Below are 22,298 nucleotides of genomic sequence, written 5' to 3' on the forward strand. Positions count from 1 at the left end.
TCACCCTGGGGTCGGTCACCCTGAGGGCGATCACCACGCGGCGCGTCATGACGTGGCGCGCGTTCGTTACGGAAAACCGGACGCTCGGGTTGAGCGGGGGCCGGCCGAGGGGCCGGGCGCGGCGCTTCGGGAGCACGGGCCTCAACCGGTTGCGGCGCAGGTGCAGGTGCAGGTGCGGCCTGAGACTGCGGCGCCGTTTCGGGCGCGCGGGCTTGTTGCGGTTCAGGCGCCGACGCAGGGGCCGGCTTGGCCTCGACGACGGGCTGGGCGGCCCTGGCGGCCGCAGCACGTTCGGCCGCTGCGCGGGATTCTGCCGCACGGGCATCGGCGTCACGGCGCTGCTGTTCCTGCAGGGCGGTGGCAATGGCGCGCTGACGGGCGTCCTGCTCTTCCTGACGCAGACCGCCGCCGCCGCTTTGCGGACGCGGAGCGCTGGGCTGTTGCTGGCGCTGGGGCTGCGGATTGGGGCGGGCCAGGTTGGTGTCTGCGGTCGGACGCGGCGCATGGGGTGCGCCCGCTGGCGGCGGCGTGCCTATACGGCGCTTAGTTTCCACCACCACCGTCTTGGAGCGGCCATGGCTGAAGCTCTGCTTGACCGTGCCGGTCGAAACATTGCCACCGACGCGCGGCTTCAAGGAGAGCGGCGCGCGCTCACGGTTCTGGTCGTTGGTCTTGTCGTCTTTGGGGTCGCTCATGCGGCTTGCTTTACTTAACCCTTGGTGGCTGCGCAACCTTGCGCGGCCCGTGTTGTAACAAATATTGTCTGGTCTTCGACGATTCCGCCCGTGCGGAGCCATAAAAGCGGGCGCTTAAGCGCATCATGACCTCAAGGCGACGTATCTCCAGAACCCCTACCACGCGCCCAGTCAGGCGATGTCAGTGGCTCAAAACCCGATAACCGGGCCATTTCGGCGGCCCAGCGTTGCACCCGGCGGCCACCCAGAAGGGCGGCGTGAATGGCATTTTCCTGACCCATGGCGAGGCTCAATTCGTCATTGCTAAACGCGCCCGCCACCGGAATATTGACCGCCCTGGCCGCCGCCAAAAGCTTGTTGCGGCCGTCCTCGGCGCCGTCCGACGCCTCGATCAGCCAGGCAGCCTTACCCGACTTGACCGAGCTCAGGACCTTTTCAAAGCCGTTGATCACACCGCCTTCGCGCCGGGCCAGACCCAAAAGGTCGAGACAACGGCGGCGCAGGAGGTCGTGCACCAAAGGAATGAGATCGGGAGTGGCCTTGACCTGACGCTTGGCCGCTTTCGAGAATATGTTGCGTTTGACCGCAATTTCAAGAGCGGCGCGCTCCGAAGCCACCCACAGGCCGCGCCCGGGCAGTTTCTGCAACAGGTCCGGCGTCAAAATGCCGTCCGGCGACACCACAAAGCGGATCAGGCGCGCGGTATCGAAGCTCTGCCCGGACGCGATGTCACGGCGCAGCTTTCCTGGCGTCTCCTCGCACAGGATCGCGACCTCCGGCTCACCACCGGAGGCGCTGTCAGTATGGGTTAGCTCAGCCGGCTCATTGTTCGAGGCTGGCGACATTCGCGCCCTCCTCTTCTTCGGCTTGTTCAGCCGCTTCGACCTCTTCGGTCTCTTCGATGTATTCCGGCTCTTCCTCGGCCAGCTCTTCCTCGACGACCGGAGCCTCGATCCAACCGGCCGCGATGCGGGCGTTCAGGATCAGGGCTTCGGCGTCGGGCACCGACAGGGTGAAGCTCTCCAGGGCGCCCGGAACGCGAACGCGCTCGCCGCCCTTTTGTTCGAAGCCGCCACGCAGTTCGTCGGTGGCCAGGTCGGCCAGGTCTTCCAGCGTCTTGACGCCGGCCTCACCCAGGGCAACCGCCATGGGCAGGGTCAGGCCCTGAACGTCCAGCACGCTGTCCTCGACGCCCAGCTCCTTGCGCTTGGCGTCCTGCTCGGCGGTTTCGCGCTCCAGGAAGTCGCGGGCGCGGGCCTGCAGTTCCTGGGCCGTGTCCTCGTCGAAGCCTTCGATGGTGGCGATTTCGTTCTCGTCGACATAGGCCAGGTCTTCCACCGAGGTGAAACCTTCGGTGACCAGCAGCTGGGCGATGACCTCGTCCACGTCCAGGGCTTCCTGGAACAGGGCGGTGCGCTCGGCGAATTCCTTCTGGCGGCGTTCCGAATCCTGCGACTCGGTGATGATGTCGACCTGCCAGCCGGTCAGTTGCGAGCCGAGGCGGACGTTCTGGCCGCGGCGGCCGATGGCCAGCGACAGTTGTTCGTCGGGCACGACCACTTCGACGCGGTCTTCTTCTTCGTCCAGAACCACCTTGGTGACTTCGGCCGGAGCCAGGGCGTTGACGATGAAAGTCGCTTCATCGGGCGACCACTGGATGATGTCGATCTTTTCGCCCTGCAGTTCGGCGACGACCGCCTGGACGCGCGAACCGCGCATACCGACGCAGGCGCCGACCGGATCGATCGAGTTGTCGTTGGACAGCACGGCCATCTTGGCGCGCGAACCCGGGTCGCGGGCGACCGACTTGATTTCGATGACGCCGTCGTAAATTTCCGGCACTTCCTGGGCGAAGAGCTTGGCCATGAAGCCGCCATGGGCGCGCGACAGCATGATCTGCGGGCCCTTGGTTTCGCGGCGGACGTCGTAGATATAGGCCCGGATGCGGTCATTGACCTGGAAGGCTTCGCGCGGGATCGACTGGTCGCGGCGCATGATGCCTTCGCCACGGCCCAGGTCGACGATGACATTGCCGTATTCAACGCGGCGGACGGTGCCGTTGACGATCTCGCCGACGCGGTCCTTGAACTCGTCGTACTGGCGCTCACGCTCGGCTTCGCGGACCTTATGGGTCACGACCTGGCGGGCCATCTGGGTCTGAACGCGGCCCAGCTCGAACGGCGGCAGGGTCTCGACATACTCCTTGCCGACAAAGGCTTCCTTGTCCTCGCGCAGGGCGTCGGAAAGGCTCTTCTGGGCATATTCGTTCTCGACTTCCTCATCGCCGACCACCGTAACGTGACGGGTGATGGTCATTTCGCCCCACTTGGGGTCGATATGGACGCGAATGTCGTGGTCGGCGCCGTAGCGCGAACGCGCGGCCTTCTGGATCGCCTCTTCGATCGAGGCGATGACGACGCTCTTGTCGATCTGCTTTTCGCGCGCCACGGCGTCGGCGATTTGCAGAAGTTCCTGACGGTTGGCGCTGATCCCGGTGAAGCTCATCTCTGGGTCCTTGGTCTATTTGTCGTCGTTGGCAGGTTCGTCGTCATCGAGGTCGTCTGCGTCCTCGAAGTCGTCGTCGAAATCTTCGTCTTCGTCCTCATCGTCGTCGCCACGAGCGGCGCGGGCCTCGGCGCCGCGCTTCATCAGCTCGTCAGTGAGGACCAGTTTGGCGTCGATGACCCACGAAAAGGGCATCAGCGCCGTTTCGGCCTCGCCCTCCAGGTCGATGGCGATGTGTTCGCCCTCGATCCCGGCCAGCGTGCCGCGGAACCGCTTACGGCCTTCGGCCAGGCGGTCCAGCTCGATGCGGGCCTCGTAACCTTCGTAGGTCTCGAAGTCCTTCAGGCGGGTCAGCGGCCGGTCGATGCCGGGCGAGGACACTTCCAGGACGTAGTCGCCCGAGATCGGGTCGGCTTCGTCGAGAAACGCCGACAGGGCGCGCGACAGGCGGGCGCACTGGTTGACATTGATCTCGCCGTCGGACTGGCGCTCGGCCATGATCTGAAGACGGCGGGCGCCACCGGGCTTGTTCGAACCCATCAGGCGCACGCGCACGATATCCAGCCCCAGTTCCTGGGCGATGGGGTCGAAAATCTCGATCAGCTTGCGGTCTTCGCTGGTCTTGGCGCGCATTTGGCTCTTTCGGACGTCACTTCATTCGTCCGATTTTTTTAGTGCGCTAACGCTTCGCTCCTTGAGCGCGTAAAGCAATAAAAAAGGCGGCGGGCCTTGGTGGCCGCCGCCGTGCCCTTCGGCATCGGACGATTGTTGGCGCTATATAGGCTCAGAGCGCCGGTTTGCCAAGCGGAATCTCAGGCCTTGCCGAACAGACGGGCATAGTCGGCCGGAATCTCGACCGGATACAGGCCACCGGAATAGATTTGCAGCAGCGTCCAGGTGACATAGGCACCCAGCGCGGAGACGAGCAACAGGCAGATCCAGGCGGCCGGCTTGTTGGCCTTCTTGAAGATATCGTAGGCGATACAGCCGAAATGCAGGAACAGCGAGAAGACCCCGGCGCCGTAATAACCTAGGAAGACCGGCTTCCATTGCGACGACATCAGCCCGGCAGCGGCAAAATGGAAGTTGGTGTCCAGATGCAGGACATGACGCCCGACCAGGACCGCGCCGACATGGGTCAGGATGAACAGGGTCATCACAGCGCCCGAGGCGGCCTGGAACTGGTGGATGACGTCCTTCTTCTGCGTCCAGATTTCCCAGATCAGTGGCAGGCCCGTCAGGATCTGAATGGCGAACGCCGCCAACACGGCATATTCGACCACCGGCACATAATAGAGGGTGCGCAGGGTCTGCATGAATTCGATATGGAATTCAACGCCCAGCAGGCCGGCAAAATGGTTGGCGAAGTGCAGGCACAGAAAGGCGAAGACAAATGCCGCCGACAGTTTGTGAATGCGTTCCATGCCAGGTCCCCGAAGCTACCGGTGTTAACCTTGGCGCAAACTCAGGTGATTGGCTACAGGCCTGATCACGCGGACGTGAAGGTGTGGCTTTTGAGTTGGATAGGTCAGTGGAATTTTACCACGGAAGGCATTGAAACGCCGCTGCGCGGCGGTGCGGGAAAGCAATGAAATGCGGTGCTGATCGGCGCGAAACGCCTTCCTGTCGTGCTCGAATAAAAGGCGCTTCGCGTGGGAAATTATTCAACCGGAATCAGACAATCAATCTTTCGATCTGTGCCTTGGGATAGGTCCCGAAATTAATCAGTAGTGCCAACTTGAGGCCGGAGGCCCTTAAATAATTGAGGACCTGGGCTCGATGTTGCTCAACCAGGCATTCAACCGACTTCAATTCGACAATGATTTGCCCGTAGCAAAGAAAATCGGGTGCGTAGGTCCTCGGCAATAACTGACCTTTATAGGTGAGGCTTAGCGATGGCTGCATCACGAAGGGTATGTTCCTCGAAAGAAACTCCCGCTCCAAACAATCCTGGTAAACCGCTTCCAAAAACCCACAACCCATTTCGCGGTAAACATCGAATACCGCTCCGCGGATGGCGTAAGCCTCGTTTTCAAACAAAAGCCCAGTCACATCATGAATTCCGTGTCTTTCGTGCCGTCGCGCAGCGGCGTTTCAGTGCCTTCCGTGGTTTAATTCCACCAGCCCGAGAGGATAAATCTCAACCCCGACGAACGAAATCGAAAAACACCGGTTTGCAATCGCCCAACCCCTTGGTCTCATACCGCGTCGTGATGTGATCCTCCGGCGGCACCGTCCAGTCGACAGGGCGTTCCGCCGTCCAGTCCAGATCCGGATTGGCCGTAAACCGATCCAGCGCCCAGTCACCATAGTTGGCCCAGTCGGTGGCAAAACGCACACGTCCGCCCGGCTTCAACACACGGGCAAAGACCGCCACGGTTTCCGCCTGGATAAAACGGCGCTTGTTATGGCGCGCCTTGGGCCAAGGATCGGCAAACAGGATGAATATCCGGCTCAACGCTCCATCCGGCAGCTTATCCAGCAAAGGCCGGGCGTCATCGGCCAGGATAAGGACATTGCTCAAACCCGCATCATCGATGTGGCGCAGAGCTGAACCGACACCGTTCAGAAACGGTTCGCAGCCGATCAAGGTCACGTCCGGATTACGGGCGGCCTGCTGGGCCAGATGCTCACCACCGCCGAAGCCGATTTCCAGCCAAACCTCACGGCCGGACGCCACCGCCGCAGCGACGCGTTCATCCGTCGCCTCAATGCCGGGTAACAGGGTATCGAACAGGTTGGCCTGGCGCGGTTTCAGGGTGCGCGACTTGATGCGCCCGAACGAGCGCAACGGGCCGTGGGATTTTTCTTCGGAAGACATGCCCGCGCTTTAGAAGGCGCGCTTGAGCTCGTCAACCAGATCGATCTTTTCCCACGAGAAACCACCGTCCGCATCCGGCGTGCGGCCGAAGTGGCCATAGGCCGTCGTGCGCTCATAGATCGGCTTGTTCAGCCCCAGGTGCGTCCGGATCGACCGTGGCGCCAGACCGCCGATCAGTTGCGGCAAAATTTCTTCCAGCTTCTCCTCCGAGACTTGGCCGGTGCCGTGAGTATCGACATAGAAGCTCAGCGGGCTCGACACGCCGATGGCGTACGACACCTGAAGCGTACACTTCTTCGCCAGACCCGCGGCAACCACATTCTTGGCGAGATAACGCAGGGCATAGGCGGCCGAGCGGTCGACCTTGGTCGGATCCTTGCCCGAGAAGGCCCCGCCGCCATGGGGCGCCGCACCACCGTAGGTGTCGACGATAATCTTGCGGCCGGTCAGGCCGGCATCACCATCCGGACCACCGATGACGAAATTGCCGGTCGGATTGACCAGCCACTCGGTCTCATCCGTCACCATACCGGCCGGCAGAACCTCCAGGGCGAACGGCTTGATAATGGCTTCAACCTCCTTGGGCGACAGGCCATCATGGTGTTGGTGCGACACCAGGACCTTCAGGATGCGCGACGGGCGGCCGTTTTCGTACTGGACCGTCACCTGGCTCTTGGCGTCCGGCTCCAGGCGGTGCTCGCCGCCATGGCGGGCCTCGGCCAGGCGGCGCAGGATGTTGTGCGACCACTGCAGCGGCGCCGGCGTCAGTTCCGCGGTTTCGTCCGTCGCGTAACCGAACATGATGCCCTGGTCACCGGCGCCCTCGTCCTTGTTGCCCGCGGCATCGACGCCCATGGCGATGTCGGCCGACTGCGCATGAAGGTGGCAGGCATAGTCCGCCATGGCCCAGTGGAAGCCCTTTTGGGCATAGCCAATATCCTTGACGGCGTAGCGGACCTTGTCTTCCAGACCGTTGATGATTTCCTGGATCTGGTCATCGCCGGCGCGGCATTCCCCGGCCAGGACGATGCGGTTGGTGGTCACCAGGGTTTCACACGCCACGCGCGCTTCCGGGTCACGCGCCAGGAAGGCATCGACCACAACGTCCGAAATACGGTCGGCGACCTTGTCGGGGTGACCTTCGGAGACGCTTTCGGACGTGAAGATATAGGAAGGGCGCATGGAATACGGGCTCTCTGAATAAATTTCCCCATACACATATAAACATATCTTTATATGATCAAGTCCGAACAGACGCAGGTATAAAAAAACCCCGTTCACAGAACGGGGTTAAAAACTAGATTCTCAATCGATTGCACGACGGGAATATTTTTTAAGCGTCTTCGCTTTCGCCCAGCACGCGGACCAGTTCCAGCACCTTGCGGCGCAGTTTGGCGCTGCGGATGCGCGGAAACGCCTCGGCCAGTTCGATGCCTTCGGTGGTCATCAGGAAGCCGTGGACGAACTGTTCGGATTCGGATTCCGAGAAACCTTCTACGGCTTCGGTCTCACCATAGCCTTCGAAGAAGTAGGCCACCGGCGCCTTGAGCGCGCGGGAAATCTCGTACAGCTTGGAAGCGCTGATGCGGTTGGAACCGCGCTCGTACTTTTGAACCTGCTGGAATGTCAGATCGATAACCTCGGCCAGACCTTCCTGGCTCATGCCGAGAAACTTACGGCGCATACGCACACGCGCGCCAACGTGCAAATCAACCGGGTTGGGACCCCGGTCCGTCTTGGTGATCTCGTCCAACTTTGCCTCTACAATTTCATCAGGCCCGTGTGGGCTGAATGGGTTACACGTTTAATACCGGACGATTCCGTTGGATTTGTGGCAGACGTTTCAAATGAAATCTTGCCGCACAATCCCTATCAGCGGTTGTCCGGGGTTCTAATGACCACCCTCGAAAGTATTCCGACTGTCACAAAAATCAAGACCAGGCAACTGACCAGAGCGGGTATCCAGAATCGAGTCTCGCTATACGGCGTTAACCCTATGGGGTTGGGTACGGTAATATCGCGCATGCCGCGATCCCGCGATCCGAGTCGTGTTTCGGGTATTATTCTACCCACAGGATCGATCAGGCCCGACACGCCGGTGGGCGTCGACCGTACCATGGGCAAGCCCTCCTCTATGGCGCGGAAACTGGCTAAATTCATATGTTGTTGAGGGCCCGTGGTCGGCCCGAACCAGGCATCGTTGCTGATATTGACGATCCACTTAGGACGCAATCTGTCATCAGAAGATGTGTATTTGGTCATGTCCAAAGACGGGAAGATTCCCTCGTAACAAATCAGGGGTAGAAAGCGTGGTATGCTACCGTAGGTTACGGGATTCGTTCGCTTGCCAGGCGTAAAGCCGTCACCAATATGCACCAGTTCGGTAAAGCCTATGCGTTCCAGCACATCCTCATAGGGGAGAAACTCGCCGAAGGGGACCAACTTATACTTGTTATAATATCCCTGAATTTCGAACACATTTTCGTGTTGTTGCACTGCAATAAGCGAATTACGCCACACGTTTCCGAGTTTTGGATCGTTATCAGACCTGTAGGCGCCAAAGATCAGGGACTGGTTCTCACGCAACATCGTCACCATGACCGGCGCGGTCCAGGAATCGTTTGCGAAGAGGTCGTCCGACGACACCGGAAGCGCCCCTTCCGGCCAGATGACCAGGTCCGGCCATTTGTGACCCGGCGCGGGCGGCGCCTTGGTCATGGCGACATAGTCGCGGAACACATGCCTGAACCCGTCTTTCGACCATTTGGCCGCCTGACCGATATTGGGCTGGACCACGCGGACGACATAGTCGCTATAGGTGATCCGGGTCGTTTGCAGACGATATTCCCCCAGGACGAACAGTCCACACAAGGTCAGGACCATGGCGATCGGCGCGGTGTAACCTTGTAAATCCCGGCCGGTGTGACGCCGGATTACGCCGACGCTGGAAAAGATCAGAACCGTCAGAAAGCCCAGCCCGTACACGCCGACAAAGGCGGCGATCTGCGACATGGCAGACCCGGCCCGCCAGGTGGCGCCCGACGGGTTCCACGGAAAGCCCGAAAAGATCATGCCGCGCGTCATTTCCAGGAACGAAAAGGCGGCAGCAAAATACAGGAAGCGGATGGAACCTTTGGGCGCAAACCTGCGATACAGAACCCCAAACAGGCCCCAGAACAGCCCCATGCCTAACCCTAAGGCCAGATCCGCCGGAATGCCCATCTTCAATCCGAAGGTTTCCCGGTCGACCAGAAAGGCTTCGACAATCCAGAAGCAGCTGATCAGGAAATAGGCCGATCCGGCCAGCCAACCCATAACAAAGGCCTGGCGCAGCGGGCGTGTGCCAACATGTTTGTCCAGCGCCCACAACATGTAGGCATAGCCCAGTAAACCCGGCAGGAAACCGAACGGCGGCTGGGCCAGGCCGATCAGGAGGCCCGCCACCGGCATCAGCAGCAGGCGCCATTCACGGCGGACCCACGGCTCCATCCGGTCCCGCAACGCCGCCAGTTTATTCATCGGCCGGCGTCAGGTCAGCGTCGGCGAAGCTGCGGCGATGCAGGCGCAGCTTCTTGATGCGGCGAGCGTCAGCATCGAGCACCTCGATATCGAAGCCGGCCTTCTTATACGGGATGATCTCGCCCCGCTGCGGCACCCGGCCGGCCAGTACGGCGACCAGGCCCGCCATGGTGTCGATCTCTTCCTCGGTATCCTCGGGGAACAGTTCCAGGCCCAGCTTGTCCTGCAAGGTGGTGACCTCGACACGGCCATCGACCTCGATCTGGCCCGACGGCAGTTCGCGAATCTCGTCCTCGCCGGCCTCGTCGTATTCGTCGTCGATATTGCCGACCACGGCCTCGACCAGGTCCTCCAGGGTCACCAGGCCGTCGGTTCCACCGAATTCGTCGATCACCAGGGCCATGTGAATCCGCTGGGCCTGCATACGCAGCATCAGCTCCGCCGTCGTCATCGACAGTGGCACATACAGCAGTTCACGGCGCAGGCGGTGCAAAATGGGTTCGGCCCAATTGGGACCGGTTTTGCCGATATCCGGCCCCAGCAGCTTCAGCACGTCCTTGATATGGACCACACCCACCGGATCATCCAGCGTCTCGCGATAGATGGGCAGGCGCGAATGCTCGCTCTCGATGCAGGTACGAACCACATCGGCCAGGGTCGAGGACAGCTCGATGGCGATGATATCGACCCGCGGCGTCATCACATCGGCAACGCTGAGGTTTTGGAATTCGCGCGCGTGATCCACCAATTCCGAAGCGACATGGTCTTCGCCGCTGGCGATTTCGGCTTCAGCGCGGGTTTGCGGCCGGGTCAGGCCGAAAAACGAAAAGAGGGAGGACTTTTTTTTCTGCGGGTCTGGGTCAGGCATGGCCGTCTGCGTAAGGGTCAGCAACGCCCAGGCCGTTCAGAATCCTGCGTTCCAGGTCTTCCATGGTCTCAGCTTGTGCGTCGTCGATGTGATCATAACCCAATAAATGCAAAGTTCCATGCACAGACAGGTGCAGAACGTGATTTTTGAGCGTCTTGCCCTGGTCCTTCGCCTCACGAACGCAGGTTTGCAGCCCCAAAGCCATGTCACCGAGGTGGTCCAGCACGCCCTTGATCTGCATCGATTTGGGCGCCGGGAAGCTCAGGACGTTGGTCGCCTTGTCCTTGTTGCGGTATTCGGCATTCAGCCGCTTCATCTCGGCGTCGTCGCACAGCAGGACGACGATATCGGCCTGGTCCTTGAAATTCACAGCCTTCAGCGCGGCGACGACGCCGGTTTCGACCACAGCTATGGCGTCGGGCAAGGCATCGAGCCAGCCGTCTTCCTCGATTTCGATATCGATCAGGGGGTCCATTTTACGAAAAGCTGTTCTTGTGTTCGTTGTCATAGGCGCGGGCGATACGCGCCACCAGTTCGTGCCGGACGATGTCGTCGGCCGTCAGCTCGGCGACGCCAACACCCTTCACCGTCCCCAGCAACCCGACCGCATGGGCCAGGCCGCTTTCATTCTTGTTGGGCAGGTCGACCTGGGACGGGTCGCCGGTCACCACCATCTTCGAACCTTCGCCCAGGCGCGTCAGGAACATCTTCATCTGCATGCGCGTGGTGTTCTGTGCCTCGTCGATGATGACATAGGCATAGTTCAGCGTCCGGCCGCGCATATAGGCCAGCGGCGCGACCTCGATCTCCTTGGTTTCGCGCTTCTTGGCCAGCACCTGGGCGCCCAGGATATCGTCCAGCGCGCCCCAGATCGGCGTCAGATACGGATCGATCTTCTCGTTCAGATCCCCCGGCAGAAAGCCCAGGCGCTCACCGGCCTCGACGGCCGGACGGGTTATGATCAGCTTGTCCACGCGCCGCGACAGCAGCAGCGACACGCCATGCGCCACGGCCAGGAAGGTCTTGCCCGAACCCGCGGGGCCCATGGCAAAGACAAGGTCCTTCTCGCCCAGTTCCTTGAGATAGGCGGCCTGGCCCGCGGTCTTGGCGGCAATGGCGCCCCGCCGGCCCATAATGACCGTGTTGCGCTGGTCCACCGGCGGCGCCGAGCTCGTATCGGAGGGCGTCGAAGCCGGCTGTTCGATCAGGCGGCGGACGTCGGTTTCGCTGATATCGATGCCGCGATCATACAGATCGCTCATGGCGACGATGACACTGCGGGCCTTCTGGCGCGCGCGGGCATCGCCGGAGACGATCAGGCCGCCGCCTGGCATTTCGACCAGCACCTTGAACGCGCCTTCGACCATGGCCAGGTAACGTTCCGACGGTCCGGCCACGGCCAGGACGCAGGCGTCGGTCAATGGGATAAAGTCGTCTTTGACGGCAGTCATACAGATACGGTTTCCAGCAGAGCGCCCTGCAGCGAATTGTTACCGACGGCGACGATGCGCACCGGTACGATCTGGCCGATCAGATGGTGGGCATCCTCGACATAGACCGATTGCAGGTAAGGCGAACGACCGATCGCCTGGTTGTCGCGGCGGCCGGGCTTTTCGAACAGAATATCCAGCGTCTTGCCGACCAGGGTCGCCTTGAAGGCCTGTTGTTGTTCGATGATCAGGGCATTCAAAGTCTGCAGCCGTGCGTCCATCACCGCTTCGGGCACCTGGTTCGGCATGGAGGCGGCCGGGGTACCGGGGCGGGGCGAATATTTGAACGTGAAGGCCGAGGCGTAGCCAACCTGACGGACCAGATCGAGCGTATCCTCGAAATCCTTGTCGGTCTCTCCGGGGAAGCCAACGATGAAGTCGCCGGACAGGGCCAGGTCGGGCCGGGCGGCCTTGATGCGCGCGACCAGGTCGAAATATGCCTGGCGGCCGTGCTTGCGGTTCATGGCGCGCAGGATCTTGTCGCTGCCCGACTGGACCGGCAGGTGCAGGTACGGCATGGCAGCGCTCAGGTCGCGGTGGGCGGCGATCAGGTCATCGCCCATGTCGTTGGGGTGAGAAGTTGTATAGCGCAGTCGATCGATTCCGGGGATATCGGCCAGGGCATACATAAGCTTCGCCAGGCTCGAGGGTTGGCCGTCGCTGCCGACACCGTTGAAAGCATTGACGTTTTGCCCCAGCAGGGTCAGTTCGCGCACACCCTTGACGGCCAGGGCACGGGCTTCGTCGAGGATGGCGGCGACCGGGCGCGACCATTCGGCGCCCCGGGTATAGGGCACGACGCAGAAGGTGCAGAACTTGTCGCAGCCTTCCTGGACGGTCAGGAATGCGGTCGGGCCGGTCACCGTGCGGTCGCTGGTCAGGGCATCGAACTTGGCTTCCGGCGCGAAGTCGGCGGCCAGGCGTTCGCCCTTGGCGCGGTGGGTTCGGGCGATCAGCTCAGGCAGCTGGTGGTAGGCCTGGGGGCCGATGACCAGGTCAACGGCCGGCGCGCGGTGCATAATCTCGACGCCCTCGGCCTGGGCGACACAGCCGGCGACGGCGATGGTCATCCGGCCTTCCCCGCGGGCTTCCTTTTCGCCGCGCAACTCCTTCAGCCGGCCGATCTCCGAATAGACCTTCTCGGCTGCCTTTTCGCGGATATGGCAGGTGTTCAGCAGGACCAGGTCGGCACCATCGGCGACGTCGGAGACCTCATAGCCCAGCGGTCGCAGGATATCGATCATGCGCTCGCTGTCATAGACGTTCATCTGACAGCCGTAGGTCTTGATATGCAGCTTCTTCGAAGGGGCGTTCATGCCGGGCCTTATGGGGTTTTCTGTTGAAAAAAGCAATAAGAGGCAGGGGTCGCGGACCCCTGCACCCCGAAACGCGATAGCGTTTAGATGGATAGACGACAAAAAAGCGGGACCAAAGCGTCCCGCTTTTTTGTCGTCTAATCACTTAATCACCGTCGAGTTATGGGGTGCAGGGGCCCGAGGCCCCTGCCCTTTATTTCTCTTCTTCCAACGGAACGCCATAAAGCTCCAGCTTGTGCCCGACCAGCTTGTAGCCCAGCTTCTGCGCCAGAGCTTCCTTCATGGATTCGATTTCCTGGTCGAAGAACTCGACGACCTGGCCGGTCTTGATATTGATCAGGTGATCGTGGTGGTCATCCCCGGCCTGTTCATAGCGCGACCGACCGTCACCGAAGTCATGCCGCTCGACCACACCGGCCTCTTCGAACAGGCGAACCGTCCGGTACACGGTGGCCAGTGAGATGTTCGGATCGACCGCGGCGGCGCGATGATACAGCTCTTCCACATCCGGGTGATCATGGGCCTGAGACAGCACCCGCGCCACAACCCGACGCTGGTCGGTCATCCGCATGCCTTTTTCGATACACTGCTTCTCGATGGGGTCCATGAGACAACTCCCGCCCGGTCTTGATTTTGCAAAGCGTTCGCACGCAACGCCCGTAAATGTAAGGCGTTGCTTAGTGCAGCGCAAGCCTTAGAATGTGCGCGTCGACGGGCTTACCTTCCTTGCGGGAATAGTAGGCCTTGCGTCGCCCGGCACGCTTAAAACCACAGGATTCGTACAACCGCAAGGCAAAGGCGTTATCCGTGGCGCATTCCAGAAACAGACTGTCGGCGCCTTCGATCCGCAAGGCCGCAATCACCTGCTCCAGAAGCATCCGCGCCAGACCCTTGTTCTGATAGGACGGATCGGTGGCGATGGTCAAAATCTCGCCCTCGCCCTCCACCACAGCCATCACCACGAAACTGACGACATCGCCCTCGGCCTCGAAGACATAGGTGCGATGATGCGGCTTGATCAGCAAATCGGCGAACACCCCGGCGCTCCAGCCGTAGTCAAAGCAGCGTGAATGAATCTGCTCCAGTTGCGTACATGGCGCATTGAGCTGGCGAATGGCCGTCATGCCGGCACCAGCGTAATAATGCCCCGTGTCGACGCCACCGCATCGGCGCCGCGCATATAGAGCGGCGTCAGATCGTCATGGCCGGGCATCAGGGTCAAACCCGCCAGAGCCGGCAAGGACGGCCAGTCCTGGAGCACAACCTCGGCGTCGGGAAATTCAGACTTCACTTCGTTGACCGCCGGTCCGGTTAAAAGCCTGATATCGCTCAGTTTTGCCAAATCCGCAAACCCAATCGCCTGGGGGGCGTTTTGGCCGTGCTGAACATAGAAACTACCGCGGCCGCCATTGATCACGGCCAGGACTTCCCGGCCGGCCAAATCCGGATGCGCGGTCAACACCTCCAGCGTCCCAACACCCTTCAAAGCCAGGCCCAGACCCGAAGCCAAACCTTTGGCAAACGACAAACCGACCCGCAACCCGGTAAAGGACCCAGGCCCAAGCGTCACGCCAATATCCGTCACGTCGCGCGGCGCCAATCCGGCTTCGCGGAACAACTCGGCCACCATGACGGGCAGGCGCTCCTGATGGCCGCGCGGCATGGGATCGGTAGCGGAAATAATGACATCACCGCCCCGGAACAACCCGGCCTGGCAGGCGTTCAGAGCCGTGTCGATGACCAGGACGGTACTCAGAGGACCGCCTCGATGTGGAGGACTTCCGGCACATAGTGCTTCATCAGCGATTCAACGCCCTGACGCAGTGTGGCGGACGACGACGGACAGCCGGCGCAGGCGCCGCGCATATGCAGGTACAGGGTGCCGGAGTCCATATCGAAACTGTCGAACTCGATGTCACCACCGTCCTGGGCGACGGCCGGGCGGACGCGAGTATCGAGCAAATCCTTGATCTCGGCAACAATCTGGCCCAGCTCGCCCTCATAGACGGTCTCGGTCTTGACCTCGGTTTCGCGCAGAATCGGCTGGCCGGAGGTGTAGAAGTCCATAATGGCGGCCAGGATCGGCGGCTTGAGCTGGGCCCAGATGGTGGACGACTCGGGGCTGCGGCGCACGGTCAGGAAGTCCGACCCGAAGAACAGCGCCGACACGCCATCGATCTTGAAGAGCGCTTCGGCCAGCGGCGAGACCTTGGCCTCGTCCTCGGAGACGAACTGCTTCGTGCCCTGGGCCAATACGGCCTGTCCGGGCAGGAACTTGATGACGTCGGGATTGGGTGTGGCTTCGGTCTGGATGAACATGATGGCTACTCTTATAACTCAAGCGCTAAATGGGCGCAAAACAGCGCATTGGCAAGAGTTTGTGGATTGCACTAACTGCAGCCGGTAGAATCAAACGACGGAACACACGGACAGGAACGGAAAGAAGCGGAATTCCGGGTGGCCGATCTCCCGCGCGAAGCGCCTTCATTCCCAGAGGCCATGAGCTTTTGCGCTCTGGCTCCACGCCCTGAATTCCGTGTTTTCAGTGTCGCCGCGTAGCGGCTTCCGTGTGATCCGTGTTCGTCTTAAAAGCCTCAGACAAACCGGAGGCTTTTAAGACGAACACGGAAAACACTGAAGCGCCGCCGATGGCGGCGTACACGGAAGTCACGGAATTCAGGACTTCAACACGTCAAGCGCGACCTTGTCACACATTGTCATGAAAGCGCTTCGCGCGGGAGATCGGCCAACCGGAATTCCGCTTCTTTCCGTTCCTGTCCGTGTGTTCCGTCGTTTGATTCTACCGGCCCTTACCGGCCATAGCTACAACTTCCCGACCCATTCCCGCAGCACGGCGTTCACGATCGTCAGCTTGGCAAAACTCCAGCCGCCCGTCTGCATATCCGCGATCATCGACTGCAAAGACTGCACCATGGCGGCATTCTCGCCTTCCCAGGTTTCGATGATCTGCTGAGGCGTCTCCGACGGCGACATCCGCGACATCATCGCCTTGACCACCAACTTCTGTTCCGTAAGCACATCCTCGATCAAGCGCCGGGTGGCCATGCGGTCCCACGGATCGGCGCTGGTCAAGGACCCCGCCCCTTCCGTCAGCCGATCGAAGCCGAACCGGTCTCCGGTCAGGAAATACAGCTCCACCGTCTTGTCCAACGGCTTCTTCGGGCTCGAAGCCAGATCGATCACGTCCACCGCATGGTGGAAGACGCCCAACAAGGCAATACGGCGGGCCAGCTCCTCCGGCGCCCCCTGCCCGGTCAGCTCGGCGACCCGCGCTTCCAGCCGGGCCTTGACCACATCGCTCAAAACCGCAGCACCCTGGGCCAGAACCTGCGCCACGCCCTCGGCATAGGGCTTGACCCGCGTCTCCAGAGACCCCGGCGTCTGCGAGAACCGCCGCGCGATCCAGTAGGTCTGGCGCCGGACAAAGCCCGACAAATCACGATACAACCCCGTCTGAGCCGCCGCCGGCACCTTGGCGTCCAAGGCCGACACCTCCGCCCACAGGGCCGGAATCCCGAACAGCTTCCGCGCCGCCGCAAAGGCATAAACGAACGCCTCGGCATCGACACCGGCGCCCTTCATCACCCGCGTCGGGAAACTTGGCCCCGTCACATTGACGATGTCATTGGCCAGCACCGTCGCGATAATCTCACGATGCAGACGGTGCTTGCGGATATCCGCCGCATAGCCATGCAGCGCATCCGGGAAATAATCGATCAGCACCGGCTCCAGATCGGCATCATCCGGCGCACCAGACGCCACGATGTCGTCGAACAGCACCAACTTGCCATAGGCCATGACCACGGCCTGCTCCGGCCGGGTCAACCCCCTGCCCTGGCCGCGGCGAACCTCCAAAGCCGAATTCGACGGCAGGCCCTCGACCTTACGGTCCAGCCGTCCGCGCTTTTCCAGCGCCGACATGAAGGCCTGGGCATTGGCGTTATCATCCGCCGCCGTGGCTTCCTGTAACGTCAGGGCCAGGGTCTGGTCATAATTGTGCTTCAAGACATGCGACGCGACCTCATCGGTCATCTCGGCCAGCAGCTTGTTGCGCGCCTCGATCGTCATCCGACCTGTGGCGGTCAACTGGCCCAGCAAGATCTTGATATTGACCTCGTGGTCGGAACAGTCGACGCCGGCCGAATTGTCGATGGCGTCGGTGTTCAGCCGCACCCCGGCCTCGGCGCAGGCAATCCGCCCGGCCTGGGTCAGGGCCAGGTTGGCGCCCTCCCCGATCACCTTGGCGCGAACCTCGGTCCCGTCAATACGCAGGGCATCGTTGGCCTTATCGCCGACATCGACATGGCTCTGGGCCGGCGATTTCACATAGGTGCCGATGCCACCGAAATAGAGCAGCTCGACCCGCGCCTTCAGGATGGCGTTCATCAGCTCGAACGGCGTCACCGTATCCGCCGTCACGTCCAGCATTGCCTTGACCTCGGCCGACAACGGGATCGACTTCTGACCGCGCGAGAACACCCCGCCACCCTGCGAAATCAAGGCCTTGTCATAGTCCTGCCACGACGACCGCGGCAGGGCGAACATCCGTTGGCGCTCGGCAAACGATTTGGCCGTATCTGGATTGGGATCCAGGAAGATGTCGCGGTGGTCGAAGGCCGCCACCAGCTTGATATGCGGCGACAGCAGCATGCCGTTGCCGAAGACATCGCCCGACATGTCGCCGACGCCGGCGACCGTAAAGTCTTCTGCCTGGATATCCTTGCCCAGCTCACGGAAGTGGCGCTTGACCGCTTCCCAGGCGCCGCGCGCCGTAATCCCCATGGCCTTGTGGTCGTAGCCGACGCTGCCGCCCGAAGCGAAAGCATCGCCCAGCCAGAAGCCATAGTCGCCGGCAACACCGTTGGCGATGTCAGAAAAGGTCGCGGTACCCTTGTCGGCCGCCACGACCAGATACGGATCGGGATCGTCCCAGGCCACCACCTGCGACGGCGGCACGATCTTGCCCTTGGCGTCGAGATTGTCGGTCAGGTCCAGCAGGCCTGACAGGAAGACCTTATAGGCCTTGATGCCCTCATTGCGGATATTGTCCGGCGTGGCATTGGGCGAACCCGGCCGCGGCAGGAATTTCGGAAAGAAACCGCCCTTCGAACCGACCGGCACGATGACCGCGTTCTTGACCTGCTGCGCCTTGACCAGGCCCAGCACCTCGGTGCGGAAATCTTCCTTGCGGTCGGACCAGCGCAGGCCACCGCGCGCCACCGGCCCGAAGCGCAAATGCACCCCTTCAACCCGCGGCGACCAGACGAAGATTTCGCGATAGGGCTTGGGTTCGGGCAGGTCGGCCAGTTCGCGCGACGCCACCTTGAACGAGATATAGGTTTTCGACTGACCCTTGTCGTCGGTCTGGAAATAGTTGGTCCGGCGCGTGGCGTTCAGCAGCAGATAGAGCCGGCGCAAAACCCGGTCATGATCCAGGCTGGCCACTTTTTGCAACAGGGCTTCGATCTGGGCGCCGGCCTCGGTCACCAGCGGCTCACGCTGCTTGACCTCTTTCAGGTCGGGCGAGAATTTCAGATTGAACAGGTGCAGCAGGGCTTCGGCGACATCGGGGTTTTCCCGCAGCGCCGCCTGCTGAACTTCCGGCGACGGGTCCAGGCCCGACTGGACGCGATACCGGCACAGGGCGCGCAGCAGGGCAATCTCACGCCACGACGCGCCATTAATGGTCAGGGCGTTGAAACCGTCGCTTTCGGTCTTGCGATACCACAGGGCCAGGATGATCTGCTGGAACTCGCGGGCGAAATCACCGAACTCGGCGCGGTTGCCCGGCGCGAACTGGATGATGAACTCATGCACCCACAGGCAGCCCAGGGCCCAGGATTTGACGTTGAAGCCGTATTCTTCCAGCGTCTTCAGACCCATCTGGTCCAGAACCGGCAGGATATCGCTTAAGGGTATGGCACGGTCGGCGCGGGTATAGAGCTTGAAGCAGAAGATCGATTCGAGGTCTTCGAGACGCTGATAGGCGCGAACATTGACCGGCGCTTCCGGCGACAAACCTGCCAGATAAGCCGTGTCGATCACCGCCTCATTCAGGTCGAAGCGCTCCTGGTACCCCACCGGGAAGGCGGCCGCCCAGTCATCCCAGTTCAAACCGCTCCAGCTCAGACCCGCCGGCAGCGGAGTACGCTCGGTGACGCCGGACTCTTCGACCAGGGCGACCAGCTTCTGCGGCCATGACCGGGTGATGTTCTCGATATCGGCTTCCAGGTCGGCAATATCCGGGTCGAAGTGATCGCCCGGCGTAACGCCGATAATATAGTGGATGCACGACAGCAGCGAGTCGTTGATATAGGGGTAGGAAGCCGACACGCGCCCCAGATAGGCGGCGGCCAGGATTTCACCGGCCTTGATTTGCATCTGCGACTGATAGATTTCGCGCGGAATATACAGCATCACCGAGATAAAGCGATCGAACGGGTCCTTGCGCGTGAACAGCTTGACCCGCGGACGATCGCTAAGGTGCAGGATGCCCCGCGCCGTCCGCAGCAGCTCGTCTTCGGTCATCTGGAACAGTTCGTCGCGCGGATAGGTCTCGACGATGTTCTTCAGCCGCTTTTCGTTATAGCCGCCCTGCAGCCCCATGACCGAGGCTTCGTGCAGGACATGCTGGGCCTTGCGCCGGATCAGCGGCACTTCGAAGGCTGGGCGGTCATAGGCTTCGCTGGTGAACAGGCCGACAAAGCGGACCTCGCCCGACGGCTTGCCATCGGCGCCATACCGCTTGATGCCGACATAGTCCATATAGACGCGGCGATGGACGCGCGACTTGATATTGGCCTTGGCCACCGTCACCGGTTCGGAGTTTTCCAGCTGGTGCAGGATCTGGGCGCTGAGTACGGCCGGCTCGGAACTGCGGCGCAGGATCTGGCGGTTCGGATCGCGCAGGACGCCGAAGCCCTCCTGCAGCTGGTTCATCGGCTGTTCCTGGACATAGGCGCCGTCGTCGCTGCGCGGATAGGTGTAGCCGCGCGCGCCCAGGAAGACGAAATGGTTCTCGTCGACCCAATGCAGGAAGGCCAGGTTTTCAGCCAGGACGTCGGCATCGACCTTGATCGTCTTGTCGTCGCGCAGCTTTTCCAGGGTGGCGATTTCCTCGGCGAGCAGCTTCTGCATGCGCGGAAAATCGAGAACGGCCAGTTTCAGATCGTGCAGGCTGGCATCGATGCCGCCGAGGATGGCCTTGTGGCGGTCGGCCGACTGGCGCTCGATGACGATTAGCATCATCGATTCCTTGTGCGCTGTACCATTCGCCGCCCGCCGGCCGTTACCGTCACGGGTGGCGGTCACCACCGGATGGAACATGGAGCGGATCGAAACCCCCTGATCGATCAGTTCGCCCATGACGGTTTCGACGATGAACGGCGAGTCGCTCTGGACAATCTCGACCAGGTCGTAAGCTGTCCCCTCCCCGGCCGCGGTCGTCACCGGACGAATGCGGCGCAGGGTCTCGGTGCCGTGGGCGCGGGTTTCGCCGAACAACCAGAAACCGGCGATGATCGCGTTCAGCGCCGCCGTATCCAGGCCGGGCAGCTCTTCCGGATCGAAATCCTCCAGGACCTGGGTCAGGAACGCCTTTTCCCCGTCGGGTAACCTTAAGAAGTCGCGGTGACCGGTGGCGGAGACAAAGCCCCGGGTCAGGGCGTCCTTGACGGTGTGGAGGGCATCGCCGGATATGCCGGCCGTGGTGAGTTCGTCCATGACTATTCCCTTCGCCCGACGGTAGCGGATTAATCACCCGTTTTTTATGATCGGTCGGGCCGTATTGTGGCGCGGATTGTTTAACAAAAGCCGATTTGCGAGTCACCATATAGTTTCTGTAGAAACGAAAGGCCGCCAACCTGTTCAGGGTTGGCGGCCTTGGAAGCTGAACCGTCTTCTATGGGGAAAAACACGGCCTCAGCTTGTTTCGTGTCGCTCCACCGGCTTCGGTCTGGGATCGCCCGGATTCCGGCGTATGAGCCGTGAGAGAGGCACGTCTCAATGGGCGATTTTTACCATTTCGCCGGGTGAGTCACCAGTGCAGGGCGTATCACAGTTATGTGAGTTTCTTTAACCATCCGGCAAGGTTTTGTTGAGGAAAAATTCATTATTTTCAGTAGCTTGAGCAACAGTATTTTCACCATTCCCGTTTAGCATGAACGGCATGATACAGCCTGTTCTCGCCCTTATTGCCTGGTCGATGGTCATGCTTGTCTGGCTTTACGTCAGGCGGCTGCCGGCTTTGTGGCGTTATGCGGTGACCGAGCCCGACCTGCGGGCCCGCGATGCAGCGCGCAGCCTGCCTCCTCAGGCGCAATGGCCGGCGGACAATTACAACAACCTGCTGGAACAGCCGACCCTGTTCTATGCCCTGTGCCTGGGCATCTATATCTACGGCCTGAACAGCCCGGACCTGGAATATCTGGCGTGGCTGTATGTGGCCTTGCGGGTGATCCACTCTATCGTCCAGGCGACGTGGAACGAAGCGGTGGTGCGGTTCTGCATGTTTATCGCCAGCTCGGGCGTCCTGGGCCTGCTGTGCCTGCAAACCATCCGGCTGGTGTTCAATATATTCTGACTTTGCTGTGGAATTTTACCACGGAAGGCACTGAAACGCCGCTGCGCGGCGACACAGAAAGACACTGAAATTTCGCGTAGCAGACTCAGCCACCTTAATTCAGACAACCAATCTTTCGATCTGCGCCTTAGGATAGGTTCCGAAATTAACCAGCAGTGCCAACTTAAGGCCGGAGGCCCTTAAATAATTGAGGACCTGGGCTCGATGTTGCTCAACCAGGCATTCAACCGACTTCAATTCGACAATGATTTGCCCGTAGCAAAGAAAATCGGGTGCGTAGGTCCTCGGCAATAACTGACCTTTATAGGTGAGGCTTAGCGATGGCTGCATCACGAAGGGTATGTTCCTCGAAAGAAACTCCCGCTCCAAACAATCCTGGTAAACCGCTTCCAAAAACCCACAACCCATTTCGCGGTAAACATCGAATACCGCTCCGCGGATGGCGTAAGCCTCGTTTTCAAACAAAAGCCCAGTCACATCAT

20 protein-coding genes and 1 pseudogene are annotated in these 22,298 nt (G+C 61.0%); 1 reads left to right on the forward strand and 20 read right to left on the reverse strand.

From position 1 onward, the window contains the following. From ABAC460_RS48940 to ABAC460_RS33595, 19 genes and pseudogenes are all read right to left on the reverse strand, one after another. The coding region (locus ABAC460_RS48940) for a translation initiation factor IF-2 associated domain-containing protein (RefSeq protein ID WP_200863670.1) at positions 1-695 on the reverse strand (695 nt) is incomplete at its 3' end. 131 nt (positions 696-826) lie between these two features. Next, positions 827-1,540 carry an RNA-binding protein gene (locus ABAC460_RS33510; protein ID WP_023453036.1) on the reverse strand — a complete coding sequence of 238 codons (714 nt, stop codon included), beginning with the start codon at positions 1,538-1,540 and terminating at the stop codon, positions 827-829. Beyond that, positions 1,518-3,200: a transcription termination factor NusA gene (nusA, locus tag ABAC460_RS33515; RefSeq protein WP_023453037.1), complete on the reverse strand. Its 1,683-nt coding sequence runs from the start codon at positions 3,198-3,200 to the stop codon at positions 1,518-1,520. The genes ABAC460_RS33510 and nusA overlap by 23 nt, the downstream gene beginning before the upstream one ends. Positions 3,201-3,215: 15 nt before the next feature. Then, positions 3,216-3,836: pseudogene (gene rimP, locus ABAC460_RS33520) on the reverse strand (ribosome maturation factor RimP); the annotation flags it as partial. Positions 3,837-4,012: 176 nt separating this feature from the next. Further along, positions 4,013-4,624: a hypothetical protein gene (locus ABAC460_RS33525; RefSeq protein ID WP_023453039.1), complete on the reverse strand. Its 612-nt coding sequence runs from the start codon at positions 4,622-4,624 to the stop codon at positions 4,013-4,015. Between the two features lie 250 nt (positions 4,625-4,874). Continuing rightward, complete coding sequence (locus tag ABAC460_RS33530; RefSeq protein ID WP_023453040.1) at positions 4,875-5,252, reverse strand: GxxExxY protein; 378 nt, start codon at positions 5,250-5,252, stop codon at positions 4,875-4,877. Between the two features lie 88 nt (positions 5,253-5,340). Then, complete coding sequence (gene trmB / locus ABAC460_RS33535; RefSeq protein WP_023453041.1) at positions 5,341-6,021, reverse strand: tRNA (guanosine(46)-N7)-methyltransferase TrmB; 681 nt, start codon at positions 6,019-6,021, stop codon at positions 5,341-5,343. A gap of 9 nt (positions 6,022-6,030) precedes the next feature. Further along, a complete protein-coding gene (gene metK, locus ABAC460_RS33540; protein WP_023453042.1) occupies positions 6,031-7,203 on the reverse strand; it encodes a methionine adenosyltransferase in 1,173 nt (390 codons plus the stop codon). Positions 7,204-7,354: 151 nt separating this feature from the next. Continuing rightward, positions 7,355-7,774 (reverse strand): helix-turn-helix domain-containing protein, encoded by a 420-nt coding sequence (locus ABAC460_RS33545; protein ID WP_023453043.1) that lies wholly within the window; start codon positions 7,772-7,774, stop codon positions 7,355-7,357. Between the two features lie 119 nt (positions 7,775-7,893). Beyond that, entirely contained in the window at positions 7,894-9,540 is a 1,647-nt protein-coding gene (gene lnt / locus ABAC460_RS33550) for an apolipoprotein N-acyltransferase (RefSeq protein WP_023453044.1), read from the reverse strand. Then, on the reverse strand, positions 9,533-10,408 hold the full coding sequence (locus tag ABAC460_RS33555; protein ID WP_031236655.1) for a hemolysin family protein: 876 nt from the start codon (positions 10,406-10,408) through the stop codon (positions 9,533-9,535). The genes lnt and ABAC460_RS33555 overlap by 8 nt, the downstream gene beginning before the upstream one ends. Continuing rightward, the gene (gene ybeY / locus ABAC460_RS33560) at positions 10,401-10,883 is read right to left on the reverse strand and encodes an rRNA maturation RNase YbeY (RefSeq protein ID WP_023453046.1); all 483 of its coding nucleotides are present in this window, start codon (positions 10,881-10,883) and stop codon (positions 10,401-10,403) included. Before ybeY ends, ABAC460_RS33555 begins: the two co-directional genes overlap by 8 nt. A 1-nt stretch (position 10,884) precedes the next feature. Then, a complete protein-coding gene (locus ABAC460_RS33565) occupies positions 10,885-11,859 on the reverse strand; it encodes a PhoH family protein (protein WP_023453047.1) in 975 nt (324 codons plus the stop codon). Continuing rightward, positions 11,856-13,214, reverse strand: a complete 1,359-nt coding sequence (gene miaB / locus ABAC460_RS33570) for a tRNA (N6-isopentenyl adenosine(37)-C2)-methylthiotransferase MiaB (protein ID WP_023453048.1) — start codon at positions 13,212-13,214, stop codon at positions 11,856-11,858. Before miaB ends, ABAC460_RS33565 begins: the two co-directional genes overlap by 4 nt. Positions 13,215-13,407: 193 nt before the next feature. Beyond that, entirely contained in the window at positions 13,408-13,821 is a 414-nt protein-coding gene (locus ABAC460_RS33575) for a Fur family transcriptional regulator (protein WP_023453049.1), read from the reverse strand. A 70-nt stretch (positions 13,822-13,891) separates the two neighbouring features. Then, the gene (rimI, locus tag ABAC460_RS33580) at positions 13,892-14,338 is read right to left on the reverse strand and encodes a ribosomal protein S18-alanine N-acetyltransferase (protein ID WP_023453050.1); all 447 of its coding nucleotides are present in this window, start codon (positions 14,336-14,338) and stop codon (positions 13,892-13,894) included. Continuing rightward, positions 14,335-15,021 (reverse strand): tRNA (adenosine(37)-N6)-threonylcarbamoyltransferase complex dimerization subunit type 1 TsaB, encoded by a 687-nt coding sequence (tsaB, locus tag ABAC460_RS33585; protein WP_369794092.1) that lies wholly within the window; start codon positions 15,019-15,021, stop codon positions 14,335-14,337. The genes rimI and tsaB overlap by 4 nt, the downstream gene beginning before the upstream one ends. Continuing rightward, entirely contained in the window at positions 14,967-15,533 is a 567-nt protein-coding gene (locus ABAC460_RS33590; protein ID WP_023453052.1) for a NifU family protein, read from the reverse strand. Before ABAC460_RS33590 ends, tsaB begins: the two co-directional genes overlap by 55 nt. A 504-nt stretch (positions 15,534-16,037) precedes the next feature. Next, positions 16,038-20,957, reverse strand: a complete 4,920-nt coding sequence (locus ABAC460_RS33595) for an NAD-glutamate dehydrogenase (protein WP_023453053.1) — start codon at positions 20,955-20,957, stop codon at positions 16,038-16,040. Between the two features lie 445 nt (positions 20,958-21,402). Here ABAC460_RS33595 and ABAC460_RS33600 point away from each other — a divergent pair, with 445 nt between their 5' ends. Then, entirely contained in the window at positions 21,403-21,816 is a 414-nt protein-coding gene (locus ABAC460_RS33600) for an MAPEG family protein (protein ID WP_031236657.1), read from the forward strand. Positions 21,817-21,915: 99 nt separating this feature from the next. Here ABAC460_RS33600 and ABAC460_RS33605 read toward each other — a convergent pair whose 3' ends face one another. Then, on the reverse strand, positions 21,916-22,293 hold the full coding sequence (locus ABAC460_RS33605; protein WP_023453055.1) for a GxxExxY protein: 378 nt from the start codon (positions 22,291-22,293) through the stop codon (positions 21,916-21,918). Positions 22,294-22,298 lie beyond the last annotated feature (5 nt).

Source organism: Asticcacaulis sp. AC460, assembly GCF_000495795.1.
In the GTDB taxonomy this organism is placed as follows: Bacteria; Pseudomonadota; Alphaproteobacteria; order Caulobacterales; family Caulobacteraceae; genus Asticcacaulis.

Bases quoted from the DNA above. Each gene is read 5' to 3' on its own strand.
- metK (WP_023453042.1), bottom strand. From the start codon at position 7,203: ATGCGCCCTTCCTATATCTTCACGTCCGAAAGCGTCTCCGAAGGTCAC.
- ABAC460_RS33575 (WP_023453049.1), bottom strand. From the start codon at position 13,821: ATGGACCCCATCGAGAAGCAGTGTATCGAAAAAGGCATGCGGATGACC.
- nusA (WP_023453037.1), bottom strand. From the start codon at position 3,200: ATGAGCTTCACCGGGATCAGCGCCAACCGTCAGGAACTTCTGCAAATC.
- ABAC460_RS33510 (WP_023453036.1), bottom strand. From the start codon at position 1,540: ATGTCGCCAGCCTCGAACAATGAGCCGGCTGAGCTAACCCATACTGAC.
- ybeY (WP_023453046.1), bottom strand. From the start codon at position 10,883: ATGGACCCCCTGATCGATATCGAAATCGAGGAAGACGGCTGGCTCGAT.
- ABAC460_RS33525 (WP_023453039.1), bottom strand. From the start codon at position 4,624: ATGGAACGCATTCACAAACTGTCGGCGGCATTTGTCTTCGCCTTTCTG.
- lnt (WP_023453044.1), bottom strand. From the start codon at position 9,540: ATGAATAAACTGGCGGCGTTGCGGGACCGGATGGAGCCGTGGGTCCGC.
- ABAC460_RS33590 (WP_023453052.1), bottom strand. From the start codon at position 15,533: ATGTTCATCCAGACCGAAGCCACACCCAATCCCGACGTCATCAAGTTC.
- ABAC460_RS33565 (WP_023453047.1), bottom strand. From the start codon at position 11,859: ATGACTGCCGTCAAAGACGACTTTATCCCATTGACCGACGCCTGCGTC.
- ABAC460_RS33600 (WP_031236657.1), top strand. From the start codon at position 21,403: ATGATACAGCCTGTTCTCGCCCTTATTGCCTGGTCGATGGTCATGCTT.
- rimI (WP_023453050.1), bottom strand. From the start codon at position 14,338: ATGACGGCCATTCGCCAGCTCAATGCGCCATGTACGCAACTGGAGCAG.
- ABAC460_RS33595 (WP_023453053.1), bottom strand. From the start codon at position 20,957: ATGGACGAACTCACCACGGCCGGCATATCCGGCGATGCCCTCCACACC.
- ABAC460_RS33555 (WP_031236655.1), bottom strand. From the start codon at position 10,408: ATGCCTGACCCAGACCCGCAGAAAAAAAAGTCCTCCCTCTTTTCGTTT.
- trmB (WP_023453041.1), bottom strand. From the start codon at position 6,021: ATGTCTTCCGAAGAAAAATCCCACGGCCCGTTGCGCTCGTTCGGGCGC.
- miaB (WP_023453048.1), bottom strand. From the start codon at position 13,214: ATGAACGCCCCTTCGAAGAAGCTGCATATCAAGACCTACGGCTGTCAG.